Origin of the sequence: Rhodococcus sp. PML026 (assembly GCF_000963615.1) — a bacterium.
Classification (GTDB): Bacteria; Actinomycetota; Actinomycetes; order Mycobacteriales; family Mycobacteriaceae; genus Rhodococcoides; species Rhodococcoides fascians.
Map to the genome: position 1 here is coordinate 101,808 of NZ_KQ031373.1, position 17,502 is coordinate 119,309.

The window sequence follows — 17,502 nt, forward strand, 5'->3', positions numbered from 1 at the left end:
TCAGGGACTCGATCTATTCCCGTCAGGAGGCGACCGCGGCCTTCGATCGAGGCCGCCCGAACTTCATCGCCTTGTCGACGAGCTTGCCGTACCGCAGAACCGGCAGGTCGCGGAAGTAATTCATCCGCAGCTTCCACGGGGTTTCGCTGCCCTGCCTCGGGAAGTTGTCCACGGCCCGCAGCACGTAGCCGGCGGCGAAATCGAGGAACGGCTCTTCGTCCACGGACGGGTCGCGTTCGAGCTCGACGGTGCTGTACCCGTTCTCGTCCATGTGTGCGAGCAGGCGCATGACGTAGTTGGAGACCATGTCGGCTTTGAGCGTCCACGACGCGTTGGTGTACCCGACGACAAAAGCGAAGTTGGGGATTCCGGTGAGCATCATGCCCTTGTACGCCATGGTGCCGGGCAGATCCACGTCTCTACCGTCGACGCGGAAGGTCGCGCCGCCGAGTGCGGACAAGTTCAATCCCGTTGCGGTGACGACGATATCGGCGTCGAGGTGCTGCCCGGACTTCAGCTTCAGGCCGGTCTCGGTGAAGCTGTCGATGTGATCGGTGACGATCGAGACCTCGTCCTTGCGGATCGAGCGGAACAGATCGTTGTCGGGCACCAGGCACAGGCGCTGATCCCACGGGTTGTACGACGGGGTGAAGTGGGTGTCGAGGTCGTATCCCTTCGGCAGCCATCCCTCCTGCATCTTCCGGATCCGCTTCTTCATGAATTCCGGGTACTTCTGGCTCAACGAGAAGATCAACATGGCCATCGACACGTTCTTGAGCCGAGTCACGCTGTACGCCAACTTCTTCGGCAAACGCTTCCGCAGTGTCTGCGCAATCGGATCCTTCGAGGGGAGCGAGAGGATGTAGCTCGGCGAGCGCTGCAGCAGCGTCACGTGCTCGGCCTCACGAGCGAGGTTGGGAGCCAGTGTGATCGCCGTTGCACCGCTGCCGATGACGACGACCTTCTTGCCCGCGTAATCCAGATCCTCGGGCCAGTGTTGCGGGTGGATCACCTGCCCACCGAAGTTCTCCTGGCCGACGAACTCCGGGCTGAAACCCTTGTCGTAGTTGTAGTAACCACTGCAGGAGAACACGAACGACGCGGTGATCGTGACGGTCTCGTCGGTGTCGCTGCGCTGCGCCGTGACCGTCCAGAACTGCTGCTCGGACGACCATTCGAGGGCGACGACCTTGTGGTGGTATCGAATGTGCTTGTCCACACCCGCTTCTCGTGCGGTTTCGACAATATAGTTACGGATGTCGGAACCGTCGGCGATGGACTTCTCTCCCGTCCACGGCTTGAAGCTGTACCCGAGGGTGTACATGTCGGAATCGGAGCGAATACCGGGATAGCGGAACAGATCCCAGGTGCCACCGATCGCCCCGCGGCTTTCGAGGATGGTGTACGTCTTCCCGGGCAGATCGTGCCCGAGGTGACGCGCGGCACCGATCCCGGACAGGCCGGCACCGATGATGAGGACATCGACGTCGGGGGTGGTCAGTACGGCAGTCATGAGCAACGATTCCTTCGGTGGGGGGTCAGCTGATTTTGTTGCGGGCGCTCTCGGACCTACCGAGGCGCGCTACTTCTTCGTCCATCTTGGGCAGGATCGTCGGCACGTGCGCCAACATGCTGCGATCGCCGACGCGCGAGGTGATGACGGCCTTGAACCAGGACGCCGCACCAACCCACCGCGGTACGTAGACGCGGCGCTTGCGCTTGGCCAGGCCGTCGACGAACGCATCCACGCACTGCTCGACGGTCATCGTCTTCCCGAGGGGGCCGGGCAGTACCGCGAGCAAATCCTGGAATGCCGTGAGATCGGACTTCGCGTCCTGGACCATCGGGGTATCGATCCAGGCCATGTGGGCCGAGCCGACGTCGACTCCTCGGTAGTTCACTTCCAGCCGAGGCGCATTGGCGAAATGCTCGGCTGCGGCCTTGCTGGCGTTGTACGCGGCCAAGCCGGGGCACGGGGTGAACGCGGCCAGCGAGGAGACGACGAGGATGTAGCCGTTGCGTTCGATCAGCGACGGCAACGCAGCGCGGACGGTGTTGAACACGCCCATCACGTTGATGTCCATGACGCGCTGGAACGTGGCCGGGTCCACCTGCAGGATCGATCCGTAGCTGGCGATTCCCGCATTGGCGAGCACCAGATCGATGCCTCCGTAGGCCGCGATGCCGCCGTCGACGGCGCGCTGCATGTCGTCCAGATTTCGGACGTCGGCGACGAACGCCTCGGCCTTCAGCTGCGTCGCGACCTCCCGCAGCGGAGCCTCGTCGACGTCGACGAGTACCAACTTGGCTCCACGACCTGCCAACGCACGTGCGGTCTCGGCACCGATTCCTCGTGCCGCGCCTGTGATCAGAACGACCTTGTTCCGGAGCGTCGATGACGCCATGTCTCCCCCTCGATCGAGATGCATTCCTGCGAACACTTTGCATCTGATACCGAGCGGTGTCAAGATCTGTCTGTGACTACCCATCACAGTGACGTCGGCAGGACGTACCGCGGAGCTCCCCCGCAGCAGCGGCAGCAGGAGCGTCGAACCCGGCTGCTCGATGCCGCCGTCGAAGTGTTCGGCACCACCGGGTACCGGACGGCGACCGTGGAGAAGGTCTGCAGCGAAGCGGGGCTGACCAAGCGCTACTTCTACGAGTCCTTCACCAACAGCGAAGAACTCCTGATGGCCACCTACGCCCGCGCCACCGACGCGATGCGCGAGAGCATCCTCGCCGGAGCGGCCTCGGAGACGGAGTCCAGCGAACAGGTGCTCCGAGGAGCCCTGACCGGATTCTTCACATTCGTCGCCGAGCACCCAAAATCCGCTCGTATCGCCTTCGTGGAAATTCTCGGCGTATCCCCCACCGTCGACGCGCTGTACCGAAAGACCACCACCTCGTTCTCCACGACAGTGCTACAGGTGGCCGAGACCGTCGGATCCAGCCGTGGCCTGGCCGGACCGAACCGTCGAACATTGGCAATGGGACTCGTCGGCGCGGTCCTCACCATCGCTCAGCAGTGGCTGCTGTCCCCCGAACGCGAACCTCTGGACTCGGTGATCGCCAGTGCCCACACCATCCTGGCCGCGGTGGTGTTCGGACGCGTCGACGGCTGAGCAGTTGTCATGCCCTGCTCTGCAGCGGCTCCACCGGTTCGTCCGCGGTCACGCGTTCACCCGATTTGACGACGACGACGCCGAGCAAAATCAGTGCGCCACCGGCCAATTGGATCGGACCCGGAGCCTGGCCGAGCAACAGCCACGCGAACACGAGGGCCGCAACAACTTCCATCAGACCCATGAACGACGCCAGCCGCGAGCCGAGGCGTCGACCCGCGGCGATCCCGAGTACGTAGGCCAACGCGGCGGTCACCACTCCGAGCCCGATGATCGGAACCCACCACGGCACAACAGCATCGACGAAGGTGACGTCGGTCAGTGGGGCCGCGAACGGCACGATTCCGACGAGCCCGGCAACCAGCAGGATCAGCCCACCCGCGAGCAATCCGCCGCCGGCGAGCACGATCGGTGGCAGTCCGTTGCTCTCGTCCGCGGAGAGCACCCAGTAGACAGCTGCCCCGGCCATCGCACCGAGCGCCCACAACACACCGACGCTGTCGACGTCGGCACCGGAGATCAGGTCCAGCACGAGCACCAGACCCATCGCGGCCAACAGCGCACCCACCAGGGTCAGGCGACCGGGGCGTTGGTGATGGCGGAACCACATCCACCCGATGACGGCAACAGGCGAGGTGAATTCGATGAGCAGCGCTACACCCACCTCCATGCGGCCGACCGCGTTGAAGAAGGCGAGCTGGCAGCCTGCGACCGCAAACGCTCCGTACGCAGCGATCAGCTTCCAGTTCTTGGCCAACAGGCTCCAGCGTCCGCGCAGCGCCAAGATCGACGGAATCAGCAAGACGGCGGCGGCCAGCAGAATGCGCGCGGTCACCGCAGCCCCGGCAGTCCAGCCGGCGTCGAGCAATCCTGTGGCCAACGAGCCGGAGAGTCCGAACGACGCGGCCGAGAGCAACGCGAACCCGAGCCCCGAAAGCCGGCGCGATCGCGCGGCAGCGTCGTGTGCAGCCGCGCGATCCACCGTCGTGTCATGAGTGTAAGCCGTCATGACATGTGACAGTAAAGAGTGAATTGGTAAGGTGTCAACATGCTTTTTGCTCATGACGCAGAACTGTCGCTTCTGTCCGCCGTGGCATTGGTCAATTCCGCCGAGGACCCGGACACGCTGACCACACGAGAGCACCTGGCCGAGTTCATAACCGAACAGGGGTACTCCGGGCGATTCGACGGCGACGACGCAGAGCTGGACGCCGTCCGAGCCCTGCGACCGACCCTGCGATCACTGCTCACCAGCAGTCGAGACGATGCCGTGCTCGAGGTGAACCGCTTGCTTGCCGAATCCTCGGCCCTGCCCCGACTGGTCCGGCACGACACTCTCGACTGGCACGTCCATGCCGTCGCCGACGACAGTCCACTGGCAACCCGCATCGTCGTCGAGACCGCGATGGCCATGATCGACGTCATCCGAGCCGACGAGCTCTCTCGTTTCGACGTCTGCGCCGATCCGGACTGCAACGGGCTGGTTCTCGACCTCTCCCGAAACCGCTCTCGCCGCTTCTGCAGCACCACCTGCGGCAACCGCGCGGCGGTCGCCGCGTACCGCGCACGCAAGGCCCAGTAGCACCGCAGGGCTTAGACGACCGGGTTTCGGGTATTCGGCGACGGAACTTAGCGAGAGGAACATCCCCATGGTCGAGAAAAGGCCTTCGAAAACGAGCTGGGCACGTGCAGTCGAGAACATGCTGGCCGTCATCTTGATCTTCGCCGGAATCGCATCCGCGGGCGGTCTGATCGCGGCTCTGGCGGGCGGCTTCGAGGGATGGGCGATCGTCGCCGGCATCACCGTGGTCGTACTGTTCGCAGCCGCGTTCTTCGCCGTTCGCGATGGTGCCCGACGACGCGCGCGGGAAGTCGACACCGTCGTCTACTCCCCCGACAACACCGATCAACTGTTCGACGTGGACCCGAACACCGGTGAGCGCACTCCGCACCGGGAATAGCACTGCCGCACGGTAGAGCTGCTCGGCGTCAACTCGGAACCGATTCGAGACGAACCATCGAATCGGTTCCGAGGAAGAACACACCCGATCGCGTCTGGGCGATAGTGCCGCTGTCGGTGAACCCATCGGATCCAGCCGGGATGGTCCAATGCCACCGCACATCACCGGAATCCGTGGTTGCGACATACGCCGGACCGTCGATCGAATAACGAGTGTTGCCGATGACCTTGTCCGTATCGAACGGATCCGGCAACTCCCACACAGTAGCGCCGGTGGAGTCGACGACGGTGTCATCCGAGGTCATGTCGAGACCCCGGACGGGTGCTCCGGTGGTCGGATCGAAAAATGTCGCCTCCCCGCCCATCGCCACGACGCCTCGCCCGTCGGCCGTGTGAATCACTGTGCCACTCAGGCCCTCCCACCCCATGGATGTGGTGATCGGTAGCCTCCACATTCGGTCGAGTGCATTCACCGACCCGCCGTGCAACACGGATTCGCCGTCCTCAGGGCTGCCTTCCAACAACAGCACCGATGTCCCGTCGCTCTCGATCGCGTAGACGTACCAGTCCTCGGGGACCGGTATCCGCTTCACCACCCCGTCGTTCGTACCGATAGTGACGAGGGACTGCACATCGGAATACGTGTCGAGACAGACGATCTCGCTCTGAACGGGAACGCTCGCGCATACGTCGACTGTTCCGGGCGACGCCTTCCATCGCACACTGCCGTCGTCGGCATCGAGGGCCACGAACTCGACTGCATCGAGCGAAGACGACCGTGGATTCGGCAGGCCCATTGCGGTGACGAGAACATCGCCGGCGTCGATCACGCCCGTGACCCCGAGATCGAACGTCAAACTTGCGGTCGGCGAACGGAATGCAGCGAATTGCCTGCCGTAGACGGTCTCTGCGTCGATCCGCGAGCTGGGCTCGAGCGCCGGCCCAGCCGGCACCTCAATTGTCTCCGTCTCCTCCGAGAACGTCGGCATCTCGTCGAACGCCGACGTCGTTGCATCGTCCATCGACGGCTTTACGGACACGTCCACATTCACCAGCACGACCGCAGCCGCGGCGACGGATACCACTGCCACCGTCACCGCGGCTGCAGCGAGAACAGTGCGTGTCGTCGAATCCTTCACGGCCACTCCGTGATCGGAGCTTGGGCGACTGCATCCAGTAGCTCGAATGGCAGCGGTTCCGGCCGTGTCGAACGGCCCCCGCCAGGAACGAAATCCGCCGTCGACCGAACCGACACCTGCACGCCGGACGGTCGCGTCAGCGTGACCGACCTCGCCAACCGCATGGTTCCGTCCTCCGCGGTCATGCTGCTCGACAGATCGACGTCGTACGATTCGAGCACCGAACCGTCGGGCAGTGTTCGCAACTCGACAACAGGTTCGTACGCATTTTCCGGATCGTAGGGGTCCCTCGCCACCGGGAGTGCCGCGCCGGAGGACGCAGAAATCGACAGCGCTACATCGGAGTTCACTACGTCGATGTCCGTACAGGCACCCCTGCCCGTGCGATCGGGTACCAGTGACCCGATCGGCCGGTTCAGGACGGGCGCGTCGGATAGCGCCTGCCACGTTGTCGTCAACGCCTCGTTCGCGGCGTCCAAGGACACCTCGTCGATATCCACCGCTGTCGCCTCCCCTGCGAGCGAGACCGAGCAATCCTGGCGCGGCGCAGCGCTTCCCGCCGGTGCAGGCGAACCGACTCGGAGGCCCGGCAGCGCCGCGATTCGGGTCAACTCGGATGTGTCCAAGGGAAATTCGGGACCGACGGTAGTACTGAGATTCGCGGTGACCAGAGTTCCGTCCGGGTGATACGCCGTCGCTCTGCGACTGTTCGTGCGGTCACCGCCGATCTCGTACCAACTGTCGTCGGTATCGACCACCGTTCCGTCGGGCTCGGTGGTGCGGGCGTCGAGAACGCCTGCGACACAGGCCGGAATCCCCGTCGACGACGGTCGAACATCGACGCTGGAAAACGCAGACACCCCCGCGCGAGTCAGGTCGCCGCGGGCACTGGTGCTTGCCTCGAGGCCCTCCGGCACATTACCGCCGAAGTCGTCCACCGGTTGGAAGGTCAGCGACTGGGATGGGGCGGCCAACTTCACGGTGACATCCGCTGGAAGTGCGCCCACGAGAGCGTCGGTCATCGCTCCCGCCTTGCTCGCGGTCAACCACGGGTAGGCAGGATTGTCGTAGGACGGAGCCTGACTCCCGATGACCGAGATGAGGCGCCCATCCTCACTGGGCGGGGGTGGCTCGACCTCGGAGCACCCCGGAATGTCGGCCGGATACTCGACAGGCTCGGAGACGATGGAGTAGTCACCGTCGCGCGCGGCCTCTCCGGATGACACAGCATTTCCGGGCGGCAGTTCACTTTCCGGCGAATGCAGCAGTCCGGCCGCAACGACACCGAGTGCGACCACCGTGACGATGACGGATACGTCGATGACGGCGTTGTGTCTTCTACCTTCGCGCACGAGACGACACTACATACCCAACGGACGGTTTTGGTCCGATGCGGCCATTCAGGCCGCCAGCAGCGCCGCCACCATACTCGAGCTGTTCACACCTCGGCTGATCCATGTTGCCTGCACAGCGTGGTACAGGTCGGGTTTGCCACTCCACACCGTGGCTGCGGGCCTGTTGTCCGCGTCGAGTTCGTGATGCCAGGAGCCGTCGACGAGGTCGATGAAGGAGTCGGCGGCAATGTCCCACCAGGTGCGATAGTCGTTGTCGTAGCGGTCTTCTCCGGTCCGACGACCCAGTGTCGCGGCGGCCGCGATCGCCTCGCACAACACCCAGTGCAGACGCTCTCTCACTACCGGTCGCCCAGTCCAGTCGGTGGTGTAGACGAAGCCAGGCGACGGGCCGCCGGGTTGCCAGCCGTCCTGCGCCGCGCGGTGATACAGCGACGCGGCGGCGGCAACGTAATCGTGGCCACCAGGGCTATCGGCCACGAGACTCGCCTGCACGAGCAGCCGCGCCCACTCGAAACCGTGCCCCACCGTTGCTCCGTAAGGCTTGAACTGGTTTGCTGTGTCGCCGCTGTTGTACTCGAGCATCGGCTGCCATTCCGCAGTGAAATGCTCGGGAATGCGATTCTCGTTCGCCTGTGACCAGCCGATCACGTTGTCGCAGATGCGTACTGCCCTGCTTCGCCAGACCTCGGGCGCACCCGCATCGGCCGCCGCCAGCAGCGCCTCGACCATGTGCATGTTGGCGTTGATTCCGCGATAGCCGTCGAGCGCGGTCCAGCTCGCATTCCAGGTGTCTGCGCACATGCCGTGGTTCTCGTCCCAGAATCGCCGATCCACGACCTCGAGGGCTTCGTCGAGAAGCCCCCGTCCACTGGGGTGTCCCGCCGCTGCGGCTGCGGCTGCAGCCAACACTACGAAGGCGTGCGTGTAGGCCGTCTTCGTCGCATCGGGAGACGAGGCGTCGGCGCTGGACTCGAACCACCCGCCGTTCGTGCTGTCCCGCAACGTCGTCAGTAGACCGTCGAACACTCGATCGGCTTTCCTACGAGACCCCGGATACCCCTGCATCGAGGCCAGGAAATGCACGTGCGCCATCCGAGCAGTGATGTAGGTCAGGGCCGGATGGCTCAGGTCCGGATGTCCGCGGTCGTTCAACCACGCCGCTCCCCCGGCAGGATGCTCGAGCGAGCTACCGAACCGGAGGAGCCGAGCCGATTCTGTGTCGAGCCACCGCTGGTGCGCGGGCAAGGTCCACCACTGACGACGATCACCGGATGTCATGAGCCCATTCTGCGCGATCGGGCCGGACGACAGGTCTGCTTACCGAACCACCCTGTACCGCAGATACATCCAGCCCGACGTGGGGAAGTGCCTCTGCTCTTCCAGCACCAGGTTCAGTCGGTGCCCCACGGGGAAGTACGGCTTTCCACCACCCAGGATGGTCGGGACGACAATGAGCTCGAACTGGTCGATCGAGTCGAACAGCGATGCGGCCAACGACGCGCCGGCGACGGCCAACGTGCCCTCGGTCTCCCGTTTCATTCGCTCCACTTCCGCGACGGCGTCGGCACTACGGACCAGCCGGCAACCGTCGGGCACGGAAGTGAGGGTGTCCGAGAAGACCACCCGGGGAGTTGCCTTGTACAGCTCGGCGAATTCGGCTTCGACGGGGTCGCCGGCCGCCCGTTCCGGGTCGGTCCAGTAGTCCTCCATGGCCTCGTACAGCCGCCGTCCGAACAGAAAGACGCTCGTCTCCACGGTCTGTCGATTCGAGAACCGATGCGATTCCTCGTCGGGCATCGAGTAGTCGAGGCTGCCGTCGGGATCCTCGATGTAGCCGTCGAGGGAAACATGCAGGTTGTAGGTCAGAATCGCCATGTCACTCCAAAGGTCGGGTGGGTTTGCCGGTATCGACCTCCGCACCGCCGAGAAGTCACCGGCCTATCCGCGGTTTCAGTCCAGAATCGCGGTTGCTTCCACCTCGACCCGCACGTCCGGTTCGAAGAGGTAATCCACTCCGATCAACGACGCAGGCGGCATGGGAGTCGGCAGTCCGATCTCGTCGGCGACGCGCGTGACGCCGTCCATGAACTCACCGATCAGCTCGGGAGCCCAGTGCGTGACGTAGAACGTCAGCCGCAGTACGTCCTCGAATGTTGCTCCTGCACCGGTCAATCCGATCGCGGTATTGCGCAGCGCCTGCGCAACCTGACCGGCGAGGTCGTCGGTATCGATGGCCGACCCGTCCTCGTTCCGGGCGATCTGACCGCTGACGTGGACGTGTCGAGAACCCTGACCCACCGCCACGTGGTGATACGGGGTGGGTTGCATCATTCCGGGCGGGGTGAATCGAGTGACGCTCGTGGTTGGTCCTTCGTCGTAGAAATTCAGGTATAACGTTGATACCTGGTACACAAAGGACACTTCAAGGGAACCTGGTTTCATGACCGATACCGCCGACGGCACCGCAGAACTCACGATCACTGCCCCGCACCGCGAACTGTTGGATCAGGTGCTGGACAAATGGTCGCTGCAAGTACTCAACGAATTGTGCGAGCGCCCCTGCCGATTCAACGATCTCCGCCGCGGGATTCCCGAGGTGACTCAGAAGTCCCTCACCGCAACGCTGCGGAAGCTCGAACGCAACGGAATCATCGAACGCACGGTGCTGAGCACCCGCCCGGTGGCGGTGGAATATCGAATCACTCCCCTGGGCAAAACGCTTCGAACTCCCGTCGACGTCCTGCTAGCGTGGGCAACCACGCACATGGACGACATCGACCGAGCGCGAGACCGATTCGATGCCCTGTGACGGTTCACGTCCAGTACAGCAGCTGCGCGTCGGGCAGAACGTCGCGAAGTTCGTCGACGAACCAGCTGCGCATCTCGGCCATCGTGTCCTTCGGATAGACGTATTTCACGCCGCCGAACTTGTTTCTCTTCGCTGTGCGCGCGCCCTCGTCCATCTCCAGTTTCGTTCCCGGATACCAGCTCAACAACACATCCTTGCTCGACGGCGTGAAGCGGTGAGTGATGATTTCGGCGGTCAGATCGAGATCGGTCACATCGCGCAACGCGTCGGCGACATTCGCGAGCAATCGACCGTACTGCTCGCGCCACTGCGGGATCGGCATGATCGGCGCGATCGTCAACCCCACTCGGTAACCGGCCAGTGCCAACTGCCGCAGAGCTTCTATCCGAGCCGGCATACGTGCCGTGCCGCCCTCGAAGCGGTGCGCGATGTCATCGGCGTTGACCGACAGCCGAACTCGCGTTCGGCGGCCGTGGTCGAGCGTCACCAACTCGCGGACGTCGTCGAACTTGGTGGTGAAACGCAGCGATACGTCGTCGCCGTACACGCCCGCGCCCACTCTGCGAACGGCCTCGGCAAGAGAGCCCGTCACGTGTTCGATCCCCAAAGGATCGGTGTAGCAGGATAACTCGAATGTGGTGCCTTCGTGCCCGCGCTCATCGGTGCCGGAGGTGATGGAACCGCGGCCTGCGTGAGTGCCGATACCGGCCAGCACGTCGTCGAGGTTGGCGAAGACCCTGGTGATCGGCGGACCGGCCAACGAGCCGGCGAGATAGCAGTACTGGCAATGCGCCGGGCATCCCTTGGCCAGGTCGATCCGCCAGTCCGCGCTCGGCGGAATCGGTTGCGGTTTCAGCACACTCGGCGGGGCGACCACCACGGCCATCGTCGACTTGGCTCGTGCGTAGGTCTCGCGCTCGGACTCACCACGCAGTCCGGTGAGGCGGTCACCGGACAGAATGTCGATGTCGGCGACGCCTGCTGCTTCGCACCGACGGAGAATTTCCGCGGTGTGGGGTAACTCGGACGCAGACTTGGTGACCAGGACACGCGAGGGTGTCCAGAGTCGAGTGGGGGCAACCAGAAGATCATCCATTACTCGTGTTCAACGCGTCGCAGCGTGCAATGCTTCCCGGTTACCGCAGCTCAGGCGAGAAATTCGTCGAGCACGCCCAGCAGGGCACGTACCGCCGCGCTCGGAGCGCGAGTCGACGAGGTCGCAACCGCGAGCGGCCACGTCAGATCCACTTTCGACACCGTGGTGACGACCACACCGCTCCGCTCGGTCAGGACGAACCGGGGTAGCAGCGATATCCCGAGGCCGTTGCGGACGTAGGCAACGCCGGTGGAGATATCGGTGATTTCGATGCTCACGCGTCGTTGCAATCCCGCGTCGGCGAACGCGCGGTCGGCCACCGCGCGATTTCCGAAGCCGATCGGCGAGTCGATGAAGTCGTACGGTGCAATGTCGTCCAGCGTCAAGGACTCTCGTTCGGCCAGGGGGTGGTCCGACGGGAGCACCAGATCCAATACCGACGACGCGAGTTCGCGCACGTCGATCCCGGCGGGCCGTCGGCCGGAGTCGGAGACGAACGCGAGGTCCAGTCGGCCGTCTGCCACCGATTCGAGTAGCCCCTGAGTGCCCGACGGCGCTGCGCCGGTGATGAGCTGGACGTGCGGAAACCGGCGGTGGTACTCGCCCAGCAGACCGGGAAGGTCGATCAGCTTGATCGAGGTCAACGTGCCGATTCTGACGGTGCCGCGCAGGCCGCCTCGAACGTCGTCGACCGCATCACGGGCATCGCGAGCGGCATCGAGGACCACCCGAGCACGGGGAAGCAGAGCCCGGCCTGCCTCGGTCAGCAGCACACGCTTGGAGTTGCGATCGAGCAGCGATGCACCCAGTTCTCGTTCGAGGGACTTGATCGCCGCCGAAACCGCAGATTGAACGATATGCAGACGGGCAGCGGCACGGGTGAAGTTCTGTTCTTCACTGACCGCGACGAAGTATTCGAGGTGGCGCAGCTCCATCCATCGATGATCGCATATCGAGATAGTTGTCAGCGTTTTTCTTCGTTGGACGTGATCGTCGAGTCCGAGGACAGTCGTATCCGAACGAACAACACCGACATCGGAGAACGACATGTCCTACGACACCCTGCCCGCCGCTCCGCCGGCACAGACTCACTCACCGACCTCGACTCGTCGACACGGCGTCGGCTTCTGGGTGGTTGCGGCGGCATTCCTCACCGCGATGGCGTTCTCCACCGTGCCCAGCCCGCTGTACCCGCTCTATCAGGTGCGTGACGGCTTCTCGACGTTCATGGTCACGATCGTGTTCGCGGCCTACGCCGTCGGCGTGATCGTCAGTCTTGTTCTGGCCGGCCATGTCTCGGACTGGGTGGGCCGGAAGAAGGTCTTGATCGCCGCGTTGCTGCTCGAATTGGTGGCTGCGGTCATGTTCCTCAGCGGCACTGCACTTCCTCTACTGCTCGTCGCACGGCTCATCACCGGACTCGGCGTCGGAGCACTCACCGCGACGGCCACGGCCTACCTGCACGAGCTGCATTCTACGCACCGGCCGACCGCGTCCGGCCAGCGATTCGAGAAGGTCTCCACCGCAGCGAACATCGGCGGACTCGGCGTCGGGCCGTTGGTAGCCGGGTTCCTGGCGCAGTTCGTCGCGGCTCCCCTGCACACCCCGTATCTGGTGTTCGCGGTACTGATCGTCGTCGCTGTCGTCGGTGTCGCGCTGGTACCCGAGACCGTGGCCGAAATGCCGGAGCGGCCCGCCTATCGCCCGCAGCGAATCAGTGCCGATCATGGTGATCGCGCCGGGTACTTCGCCGCTGCCGCAGCCGGTTTCGCGTCGTTCGCAGTGTTCGGTGTGTTCACCTCGGTGGCACCGGGATTCGTGGCGGGCACACTCGACCATCCGTCCCGCGCCCTCAGCGGTGCCACCGTGTTCGCAGTGTTCGGCACGGCAGCGCTCGCGCAGACGATGACCAGTCGCATGTCGAGCACAGCGAAACTCTCACTCGGCATCTCGGCCGAAGCCCTCGGTCTGATCGCGCTGGTGGTCGGAATGCACACCCTGAGCCTGCCGACATTCCTGGTCGGCGGCGTCGTGGCCGGAATCGGGGCGGGCGTCCTGTTCAAGGCTGCAGTGGGAGCCGTCGCCGCGATGGCGGCACCGGCCGAACGAAGCGAGGCCTTGGCCGGACTGTTCCTGATCGCGTACCTCGGCCTGGGCATTCCGGCCGTGGGAATCGGAATCGCCACCCTCTCGATGTCCGCAACCGCAGCCATGACCGGACTTGCGGCCTTGGTGCTGGTACTTCTACTGGGAGTGGCAACCCTGGCTCGACGGGCCTCGGCAACCCCGCGGTGAGGCTCAGGGATTCCAGGTATCCGACGCGATCTCGGCAGGCCTGCCCAGCAGATAGCCCTGTCCCTGAACAGAATTGGGCAGCGCTTCGAGTTGGTCGAGAGTTTCGATGCCCTCGACCACGCAGCCCAGTTTCAGATCGCGAGCCAGATTGATGATTGCTCCGACGATGCTGCTGCTCGTCGCGTCACTGGTCATGCTGGAGGTGAAGGACCGGTCTATCTTCACTGCGCTCACCGGCAGCGTAGCGAGGTATCGCAGGCTCGCGAAGCCCGTTCCGAAGTCGTCGATGGCGATTCCCACACCCAGCGTGCGTAATTCGCCGAGCTGACGCAGGACCGACGAGCCGGAATCGAGCAACACGGACTCGGTGAGTTCGAGAACGAGGTCCCCCGGAGCCATTCGATGCCGCTCGAGGGCTGTTTCCACTGCCGCACAAATGTCGACGTGTTGAGCCTGTCGGGCACTGAGATTCACGGCCATCGTGACGGGCTCGTCGGACGCGGAGGTAGGCGGGTTCTCGGATTTCCACCGCGCGAGGGTGCCGAGAGCGTCGTCGAGCACGCGCTCACCCAGATCGGAAATGAGCCCCGTGTCCTCGGCCACCGGGATGAATCTGTCGGGTGAAATCGCTGTGCCCGTGCTGTCCCGCAGGCGAGCGAGCGCCTCGAAACTGACGAGTCGCCGACTGCCGAGATCGTAGACCGGTTGGTAGGCCACACCGAATGTCGCGGAACCGCCGCGATCAGGATCGAGCGCGTCCCTCAGGGTCTGTTCGATGTACGCACGCTCGATCGCGTGCACCCGCAGCGCGTCGTCGAACAGTTCGATTCGGTCCTTGCCCAATTGCTTCGCCCGGTACATCGCGGAGTCCGCATCGCGCAGCGCTTCCTGGGCACTGACGCCCCGGCGGACCAACACCATCCCGACGCTTGCCGACACCACGTACTCACGGCCTCCGTACGCGATGGGCGCTGCGAGTACCGTCCGGATTCGTTCGGCGACCTGTGCGGCAAGCGCGCCGCCCGCAGGCTTGCCTGTCCCGTTCTCCGCAGGCAACGCATCGACGACGAGAACGAACTCGTCGCCGCCGACGCGGGCGATCGAGTCCTCGGCCCGCAGCACCGAACGCAAGCGGCGAGCGACCTCGACCAGCACGGCGTCACCGGCCGCATGGCCGCCGGTGTCGTTGATTCGTTTGAACCCGTCCAAATCGCAGAACAGCACCGCCGCGGCAGCGCCGGTGCGAGCCGTCCGCCGCACGCACCCGGTACCGGATGCTGACGCTCTCCCCATCCGGCAGGGAGGCAGCGTCCCGGTCCGCTGCCCGGACGACGTCGATGTCCTCGGGCACCACCGACTCCAACCCGTCCTCGGGGGCGGCGGTGTCGCCGGGTGAGCCGTCCTGGTTCGGCCCGGTCAACAACGACCTGACGTTGCGCGAGGCCCACTTCACGGTCCCGGTCTCGACATCGGTGACGATGGTGACGTCCGGCGATGCCGTCAGCACCGCATCACGGAACGCACGCGCCTGCTCGAGCTCGGCGCGCGCCTCGCGCTCGGCGGTGACGTCCTCGGACAGCACCATCGCGCCGACGATTCGACCTGTGTCATCGCGCAGAGGTCTGGTCTTGACGGCGAAGATCGAACCCGTCCGGGCACCCACGGTGTCGAAAGACGATTCCTCGCCGTCGATGGCCGCTGCGTAGTAAGGCTTCAATCGGGCGTAGACCTCCGGCGGCACAGTGTCTTGCAGCAGCTGCCCTTCCATCCGCCGCGGGTCGTATCCTTCCGCCAGCAGTCCGGCACCTTCGACGAGTATGAATCGCAGGTCGCGATCGACGACGAGCACCGACGTGTGCGGGAGGTTCGCCGCCAGCTGCCGATACCGGGCCTCGCTCGCGTCGTCGAACATCGCAGGTGAGCGGAGCAACGGTCCGTAGAAGCGGCGCATCCCCAGGTAGACGACGCCGGCGAGTGCCGTCGAGGCCGTCACCATCACATCGACGGTCCCGCCCATCGACTCCCGCATTGCGTCCAGGGTTCCCATGCCGGAATCGGTACCGAGATGCGCTGCGTGAGTGCCGAGCCCGGCCGTCAGATGCCACGCATGGATCAAGTGGTGGGCGGCACACGTCGTGAAGATCGCGGCGGTGGCGACCGCGAGCCGGTTGGCGCGAAACTGCCCGGTTCGCAACAGCCCTCGGACGATGAACAGCACGATCCCCGAGTACGCAGCAGCGGTGATCCCGTTGAGGATCACCACCCAGAGCCACCCGCTCACCGCGATCGCTCATCGGCTCGGTACACCGGGCTCACGAGTCGGTTCGAGTCGACGACGAGCACGATGCGACCCCCCAGGTTCGTAGCGCGTTGCACAGAATGATCGGACCGAGACCGGAATTCGATACTTCACCACCGAAAACCCGCATTGACCAGCGTTTCAGCACATTGTGTTTCGCGAAGGTTATCGCAGTTCTTTTTACACTGCTGCCGTTCGGGCAGCCTCGAATCGGGCGTTTCGCCGGATAATCCGCACCTTCGGTCCGCCGCCGAACGAGCACGAAGCGTCGGGTAAGAAGCTCTCATGCCCTTCGCCGATGAACTACTCGGTCCGGACGCAGCCCACACGCTGTTTCGGACCATTCGTACGGCTGCTCCGAACGCGGATCTGTCGTCGCTTCGAGAGTCGTCGGACGGGTTGGGTCCACTCGCACTCCGAGCCCGCGCCGACCTGCTGCGTGACGCGCTACTGACAGGGCTGCCGGGCGACTACGCCCAGTTCGCTCGGACCATCCGACTGGCCGCTGCGGATCCCGACTTTCGAGGCTGGTCCATCTGGCCCGTGACGAGTGCTGTCGCATCGAAGGCCGTCGACGAGCGAACTGCGACCGCATTCGACGACGGGATGTCCTTGCTCGCCGAGCTCACCGGCCGACTGACCTCCGAATTCGCCATCCGGACCTTCCTCCGGACCGATCTGGATCGGGCGCTCGCCATCGCGTCCGAGTGGACGCAATCACCGGACGAACACGTTCGCCGCCTCGCGTCGGAAGGCACTCGACCGTACTTGCCGTGGTCGGTGAGAGTGCCCGAAATCCTCGCGCGCCCCGGCGTCACCGTGCCGATTCTGGACAGGCTGTACCGAGACGACAGCGACTACGTTCGGCGGTCGGTTGCCAACCATCTCAACGACTTCAGCCGAGACATCCCGGATGTCGTCGTCGGGACCGCGGCGCGGTGGCTGGGCGAGCCGGACGCCAACACCGGCCGGCTCGCGCGCCATGCGCTTCGGACGATGATCAAGAAGGGGAACACCGACGCGCTCGCGTTACTGGGGTTCGCCCCGGCCGACCTCGAGGTGACGGGCCCTGCCGTGGACGTAGCCGAGTTGCAGATCGGCGAGAGCCTGGGATTCACCGCGAATATTCGCAACGTCGGCGTCGAGCCCGCACAGATCGCGATCGACTACGTCGTGCACCACACCAAGGCGAACGGCGGGGTGACGGGGAAAACGTTCAAGCTGACGACCAAATCGGTCGCGCCCGGCGAGAGCATCGAGGTTGCGCGCCGACACTCGTTCAGACCGTTGACCACGCGCAAGTACTACCCCGGCCCGCACTCGATCGAGCTCCAGATCAACGGTGTGAGTTACGGTCTCGCGGAGTTCGTGCTCGTCCACTAGCCGCGCGCCTTTGTACCACCCGGATGCGGCACATCGGCTACGTC

Annotated in this window: 18 protein-coding genes; 6 read left to right on the top strand and 12 right to left on the bottom strand. The window is 64.5% G+C overall.

Features of this window, described 5'->3' with window-relative positions; translation table 11 throughout:
- Positions 1 to 22 precede the first annotated feature (22 nt).
- A complete protein-coding gene (locus VF34_RS11075) occupies positions 23 to 1,513 on the bottom strand; it encodes a flavin-containing monooxygenase (RefSeq protein ID WP_045841425.1) in 1,491 nt (496 codons plus the stop codon).
- A gap of 25 nt (positions 1,514 to 1,538) precedes the next feature.
- The gene (locus VF34_RS11080) at positions 1,539 to 2,405 is read right to left on the bottom strand and encodes an SDR family oxidoreductase (RefSeq protein ID WP_045841648.1); all 867 of its coding nucleotides are present in this window, start codon (positions 2,403 to 2,405) and stop codon (positions 1,539 to 1,541) included.
- 72 nt (positions 2,406 to 2,477) lie between these two features.
- Here VF34_RS11080 and VF34_RS11085 point away from each other — a divergent pair, with 72 nt between their 5' ends.
- On the top strand, positions 2,478 to 3,122 hold the full coding sequence (locus VF34_RS11085; protein WP_045841426.1) for a TetR/AcrR family transcriptional regulator: 645 nt from the start codon (positions 2,478 to 2,480) through the stop codon (positions 3,120 to 3,122).
- 7 nt (positions 3,123 to 3,129) lie between these two features.
- Here the strand turns inward: VF34_RS11085 and VF34_RS11090 are convergent, their stop codons facing one another.
- Entirely contained in the window at positions 3,130 to 4,131 is a 1,002-nt protein-coding gene (locus VF34_RS11090; protein WP_045841427.1) for an EamA family transporter, read from the bottom strand.
- 39 nt (positions 4,132 to 4,170) lie between these two features.
- On the opposite strand from VF34_RS11090, the gene VF34_RS11095 reads away from it, so the two are divergent.
- Positions 4,171 to 4,704: a CGNR zinc finger domain-containing protein gene (locus tag VF34_RS11095; RefSeq protein WP_045841428.1), complete on the top strand. Its 534-nt coding sequence runs from the start codon at positions 4,171 to 4,173 to the stop codon at positions 4,702 to 4,704.
- Between the two features lie 118 nt (positions 4,705 to 4,822).
- Positions 4,823 to 5,083: a hypothetical protein gene (locus VF34_RS11100; protein ID WP_052053276.1), complete on the top strand. Its 261-nt coding sequence runs from the start codon at positions 4,823 to 4,825 to the stop codon at positions 5,081 to 5,083.
- Positions 5,084 to 5,111: 28 nt separating this feature from the next.
- Here the strand turns inward: VF34_RS11100 and VF34_RS11105 are convergent, their stop codons facing one another.
- The 5 genes from VF34_RS11105 to VF34_RS11125 all read right to left on the bottom strand — a co-directional run bounded on the left by VF34_RS11105 (position 5,112) and on the right by VF34_RS11125 (position 9,907).
- The gene (locus VF34_RS11105) at positions 5,112 to 6,221 is read right to left on the bottom strand and encodes a hypothetical protein (RefSeq protein ID WP_032373875.1); all 1,110 of its coding nucleotides are present in this window, start codon (positions 6,219 to 6,221) and stop codon (positions 5,112 to 5,114) included.
- A complete protein-coding gene (locus VF34_RS11110; RefSeq protein ID WP_032373822.1) occupies positions 6,218 to 7,573 on the bottom strand; it encodes a hypothetical protein in 1,356 nt (451 codons plus the stop codon). The genes VF34_RS11105 and VF34_RS11110 overlap by 4 nt, the downstream gene beginning before the upstream one ends.
- 48 nt (positions 7,574 to 7,621) lie before the next feature.
- Positions 7,622 to 8,854: an AGE family epimerase/isomerase gene (locus tag VF34_RS11115; protein ID WP_032373821.1), complete on the bottom strand. Its 1,233-nt coding sequence runs from the start codon at positions 8,852 to 8,854 to the stop codon at positions 7,622 to 7,624.
- Positions 8,855 to 8,893: 39 nt separating this feature from the next.
- Positions 8,894 to 9,451 (bottom strand): dihydrofolate reductase family protein, encoded by a 558-nt coding sequence (locus VF34_RS11120; protein ID WP_027494440.1) that lies wholly within the window; start codon positions 9,449 to 9,451, stop codon positions 8,894 to 8,896.
- 75 nt (positions 9,452 to 9,526) lie between these two features.
- Complete coding sequence (locus VF34_RS11125) at positions 9,527 to 9,907, bottom strand: RidA family protein (protein WP_032373820.1); 381 nt, start codon at positions 9,905 to 9,907, stop codon at positions 9,527 to 9,529.
- A 109-nt stretch (positions 9,908 to 10,016) separates the two neighbouring features.
- Here VF34_RS11125 and VF34_RS11130 point away from each other — a divergent pair, with 109 nt between their 5' ends.
- Positions 10,017 to 10,385, top strand: a complete 369-nt coding sequence (locus VF34_RS11130) for a winged helix-turn-helix transcriptional regulator (RefSeq protein ID WP_032364524.1) — start codon at positions 10,017 to 10,019, stop codon at positions 10,383 to 10,385.
- A 4-nt stretch (positions 10,386 to 10,389) separates the two neighbouring features.
- Here the strand turns inward: VF34_RS11130 and VF34_RS11135 are convergent, their stop codons facing one another.
- Both VF34_RS11135 and VF34_RS11140 read right to left on the bottom strand, forming a co-directional pair.
- Entirely contained in the window at positions 10,390 to 11,481 is a 1,092-nt protein-coding gene (locus VF34_RS11135; RefSeq protein WP_032373819.1) for a spore photoproduct lyase family protein, read from the bottom strand.
- 50 nt (positions 11,482 to 11,531) lie between these two features.
- Positions 11,532 to 12,416 carry a LysR family transcriptional regulator gene (locus VF34_RS11140; protein ID WP_032373818.1) on the bottom strand — a complete coding sequence of 295 codons (885 nt, stop codon included), beginning with the start codon at positions 12,414 to 12,416 and terminating at the stop codon, positions 11,532 to 11,534.
- Between the two features lie 112 nt (positions 12,417 to 12,528).
- Here VF34_RS11140 and VF34_RS11145 point away from each other — a divergent pair, with 112 nt between their 5' ends.
- Entirely contained in the window at positions 12,529 to 13,776 is a 1,248-nt protein-coding gene (locus VF34_RS11145) for an MFS transporter (protein ID WP_032373817.1), read from the top strand.
- A 3-nt stretch (positions 13,777 to 13,779) separates the two neighbouring features.
- On the opposite strand, the gene VF34_RS11150 is transcribed toward VF34_RS11145, so the two are convergent.
- Positions 13,780 to 15,036, bottom strand: coding sequence for a putative bifunctional diguanylate cyclase/phosphodiesterase (locus tag VF34_RS11150; RefSeq protein ID WP_052718662.1), 1,257 nt, complete (start codon positions 15,034 to 15,036; stop codon positions 13,780 to 13,782).
- Positions 14,936 to 16,057, bottom strand: coding sequence for a PAS domain-containing protein (locus tag VF34_RS11155; RefSeq protein WP_045841430.1), 1,122 nt, complete (start codon positions 16,055 to 16,057; stop codon positions 14,936 to 14,938). The genes VF34_RS11150 and VF34_RS11155 overlap by 101 nt, the downstream gene beginning before the upstream one ends.
- Positions 16,058 to 16,360: 303 nt before the next feature.
- On the opposite strand from VF34_RS11155, the gene VF34_RS11160 reads away from it, so the two are divergent.
- Positions 16,361 to 17,458, top strand: coding sequence for a DNA alkylation repair protein (locus VF34_RS11160; RefSeq protein ID WP_045841431.1), 1,098 nt, complete (start codon positions 16,361 to 16,363; stop codon positions 17,456 to 17,458).
- Positions 17,459 to 17,502 lie beyond the last annotated feature (44 nt).

Excerpts from the sequence above, each read along its gene's own strand:
- VF34_RS11075 (WP_045841425.1), bottom strand. The coding sequence starts at position 1,513 with ATGACTGCCGTACTGACCACCCCCGACGTCGATGTCCTCATCATCGGT.
- VF34_RS11080 (WP_045841648.1), bottom strand. The coding sequence starts at position 2,405 with ATGGCGTCATCGACGCTCCGGAACAAGGTCGTTCTGATCACAGGCGCG.
- VF34_RS11090 (WP_045841427.1), bottom strand. The coding sequence starts at position 4,131 with ATGACGGCTTACACTCATGACACGACGGTGGATCGCGCGGCTGCACAC.
- VF34_RS11095 (WP_045841428.1), top strand. The coding sequence starts at position 4,171 with ATGCTTTTTGCTCATGACGCAGAACTGTCGCTTCTGTCCGCCGTGGCA.
- VF34_RS11100 (WP_052053276.1), top strand. The coding sequence starts at position 4,823 with ATGCTGGCCGTCATCTTGATCTTCGCCGGAATCGCATCCGCGGGCGGT.
- VF34_RS11115 (WP_032373821.1), bottom strand. The coding sequence starts at position 8,854 with ATGACATCCGGTGATCGTCGTCAGTGGTGGACCTTGCCCGCGCACCAG.
- VF34_RS11120 (WP_027494440.1), bottom strand. The coding sequence starts at position 9,451 with ATGGCGATTCTGACCTACAACCTGCATGTTTCCCTCGACGGCTACATC.
- VF34_RS11125 (WP_032373820.1), bottom strand. The coding sequence starts at position 9,907 with ATGATGCAACCCACCCCGTATCACCACGTGGCGGTGGGTCAGGGTTCT.
- VF34_RS11130 (WP_032364524.1), top strand. The coding sequence starts at position 10,017 with ATGACCGATACCGCCGACGGCACCGCAGAACTCACGATCACTGCCCCG.
- VF34_RS11135 (WP_032373819.1), bottom strand. The coding sequence starts at position 11,481 with ATGGATGATCTTCTGGTTGCCCCCACTCGACTCTGGACACCCTCGCGT.
- VF34_RS11140 (WP_032373818.1), bottom strand. The coding sequence starts at position 12,416 with ATGGAGCTGCGCCACCTCGAATACTTCGTCGCGGTCAGTGAAGAACAG.
- VF34_RS11145 (WP_032373817.1), top strand. The coding sequence starts at position 12,529 with ATGTCCTACGACACCCTGCCCGCCGCTCCGCCGGCACAGACTCACTCA.
- VF34_RS11160 (WP_045841431.1), top strand. The coding sequence starts at position 16,361 with ATGCCCTTCGCCGATGAACTACTCGGTCCGGACGCAGCCCACACGCTG.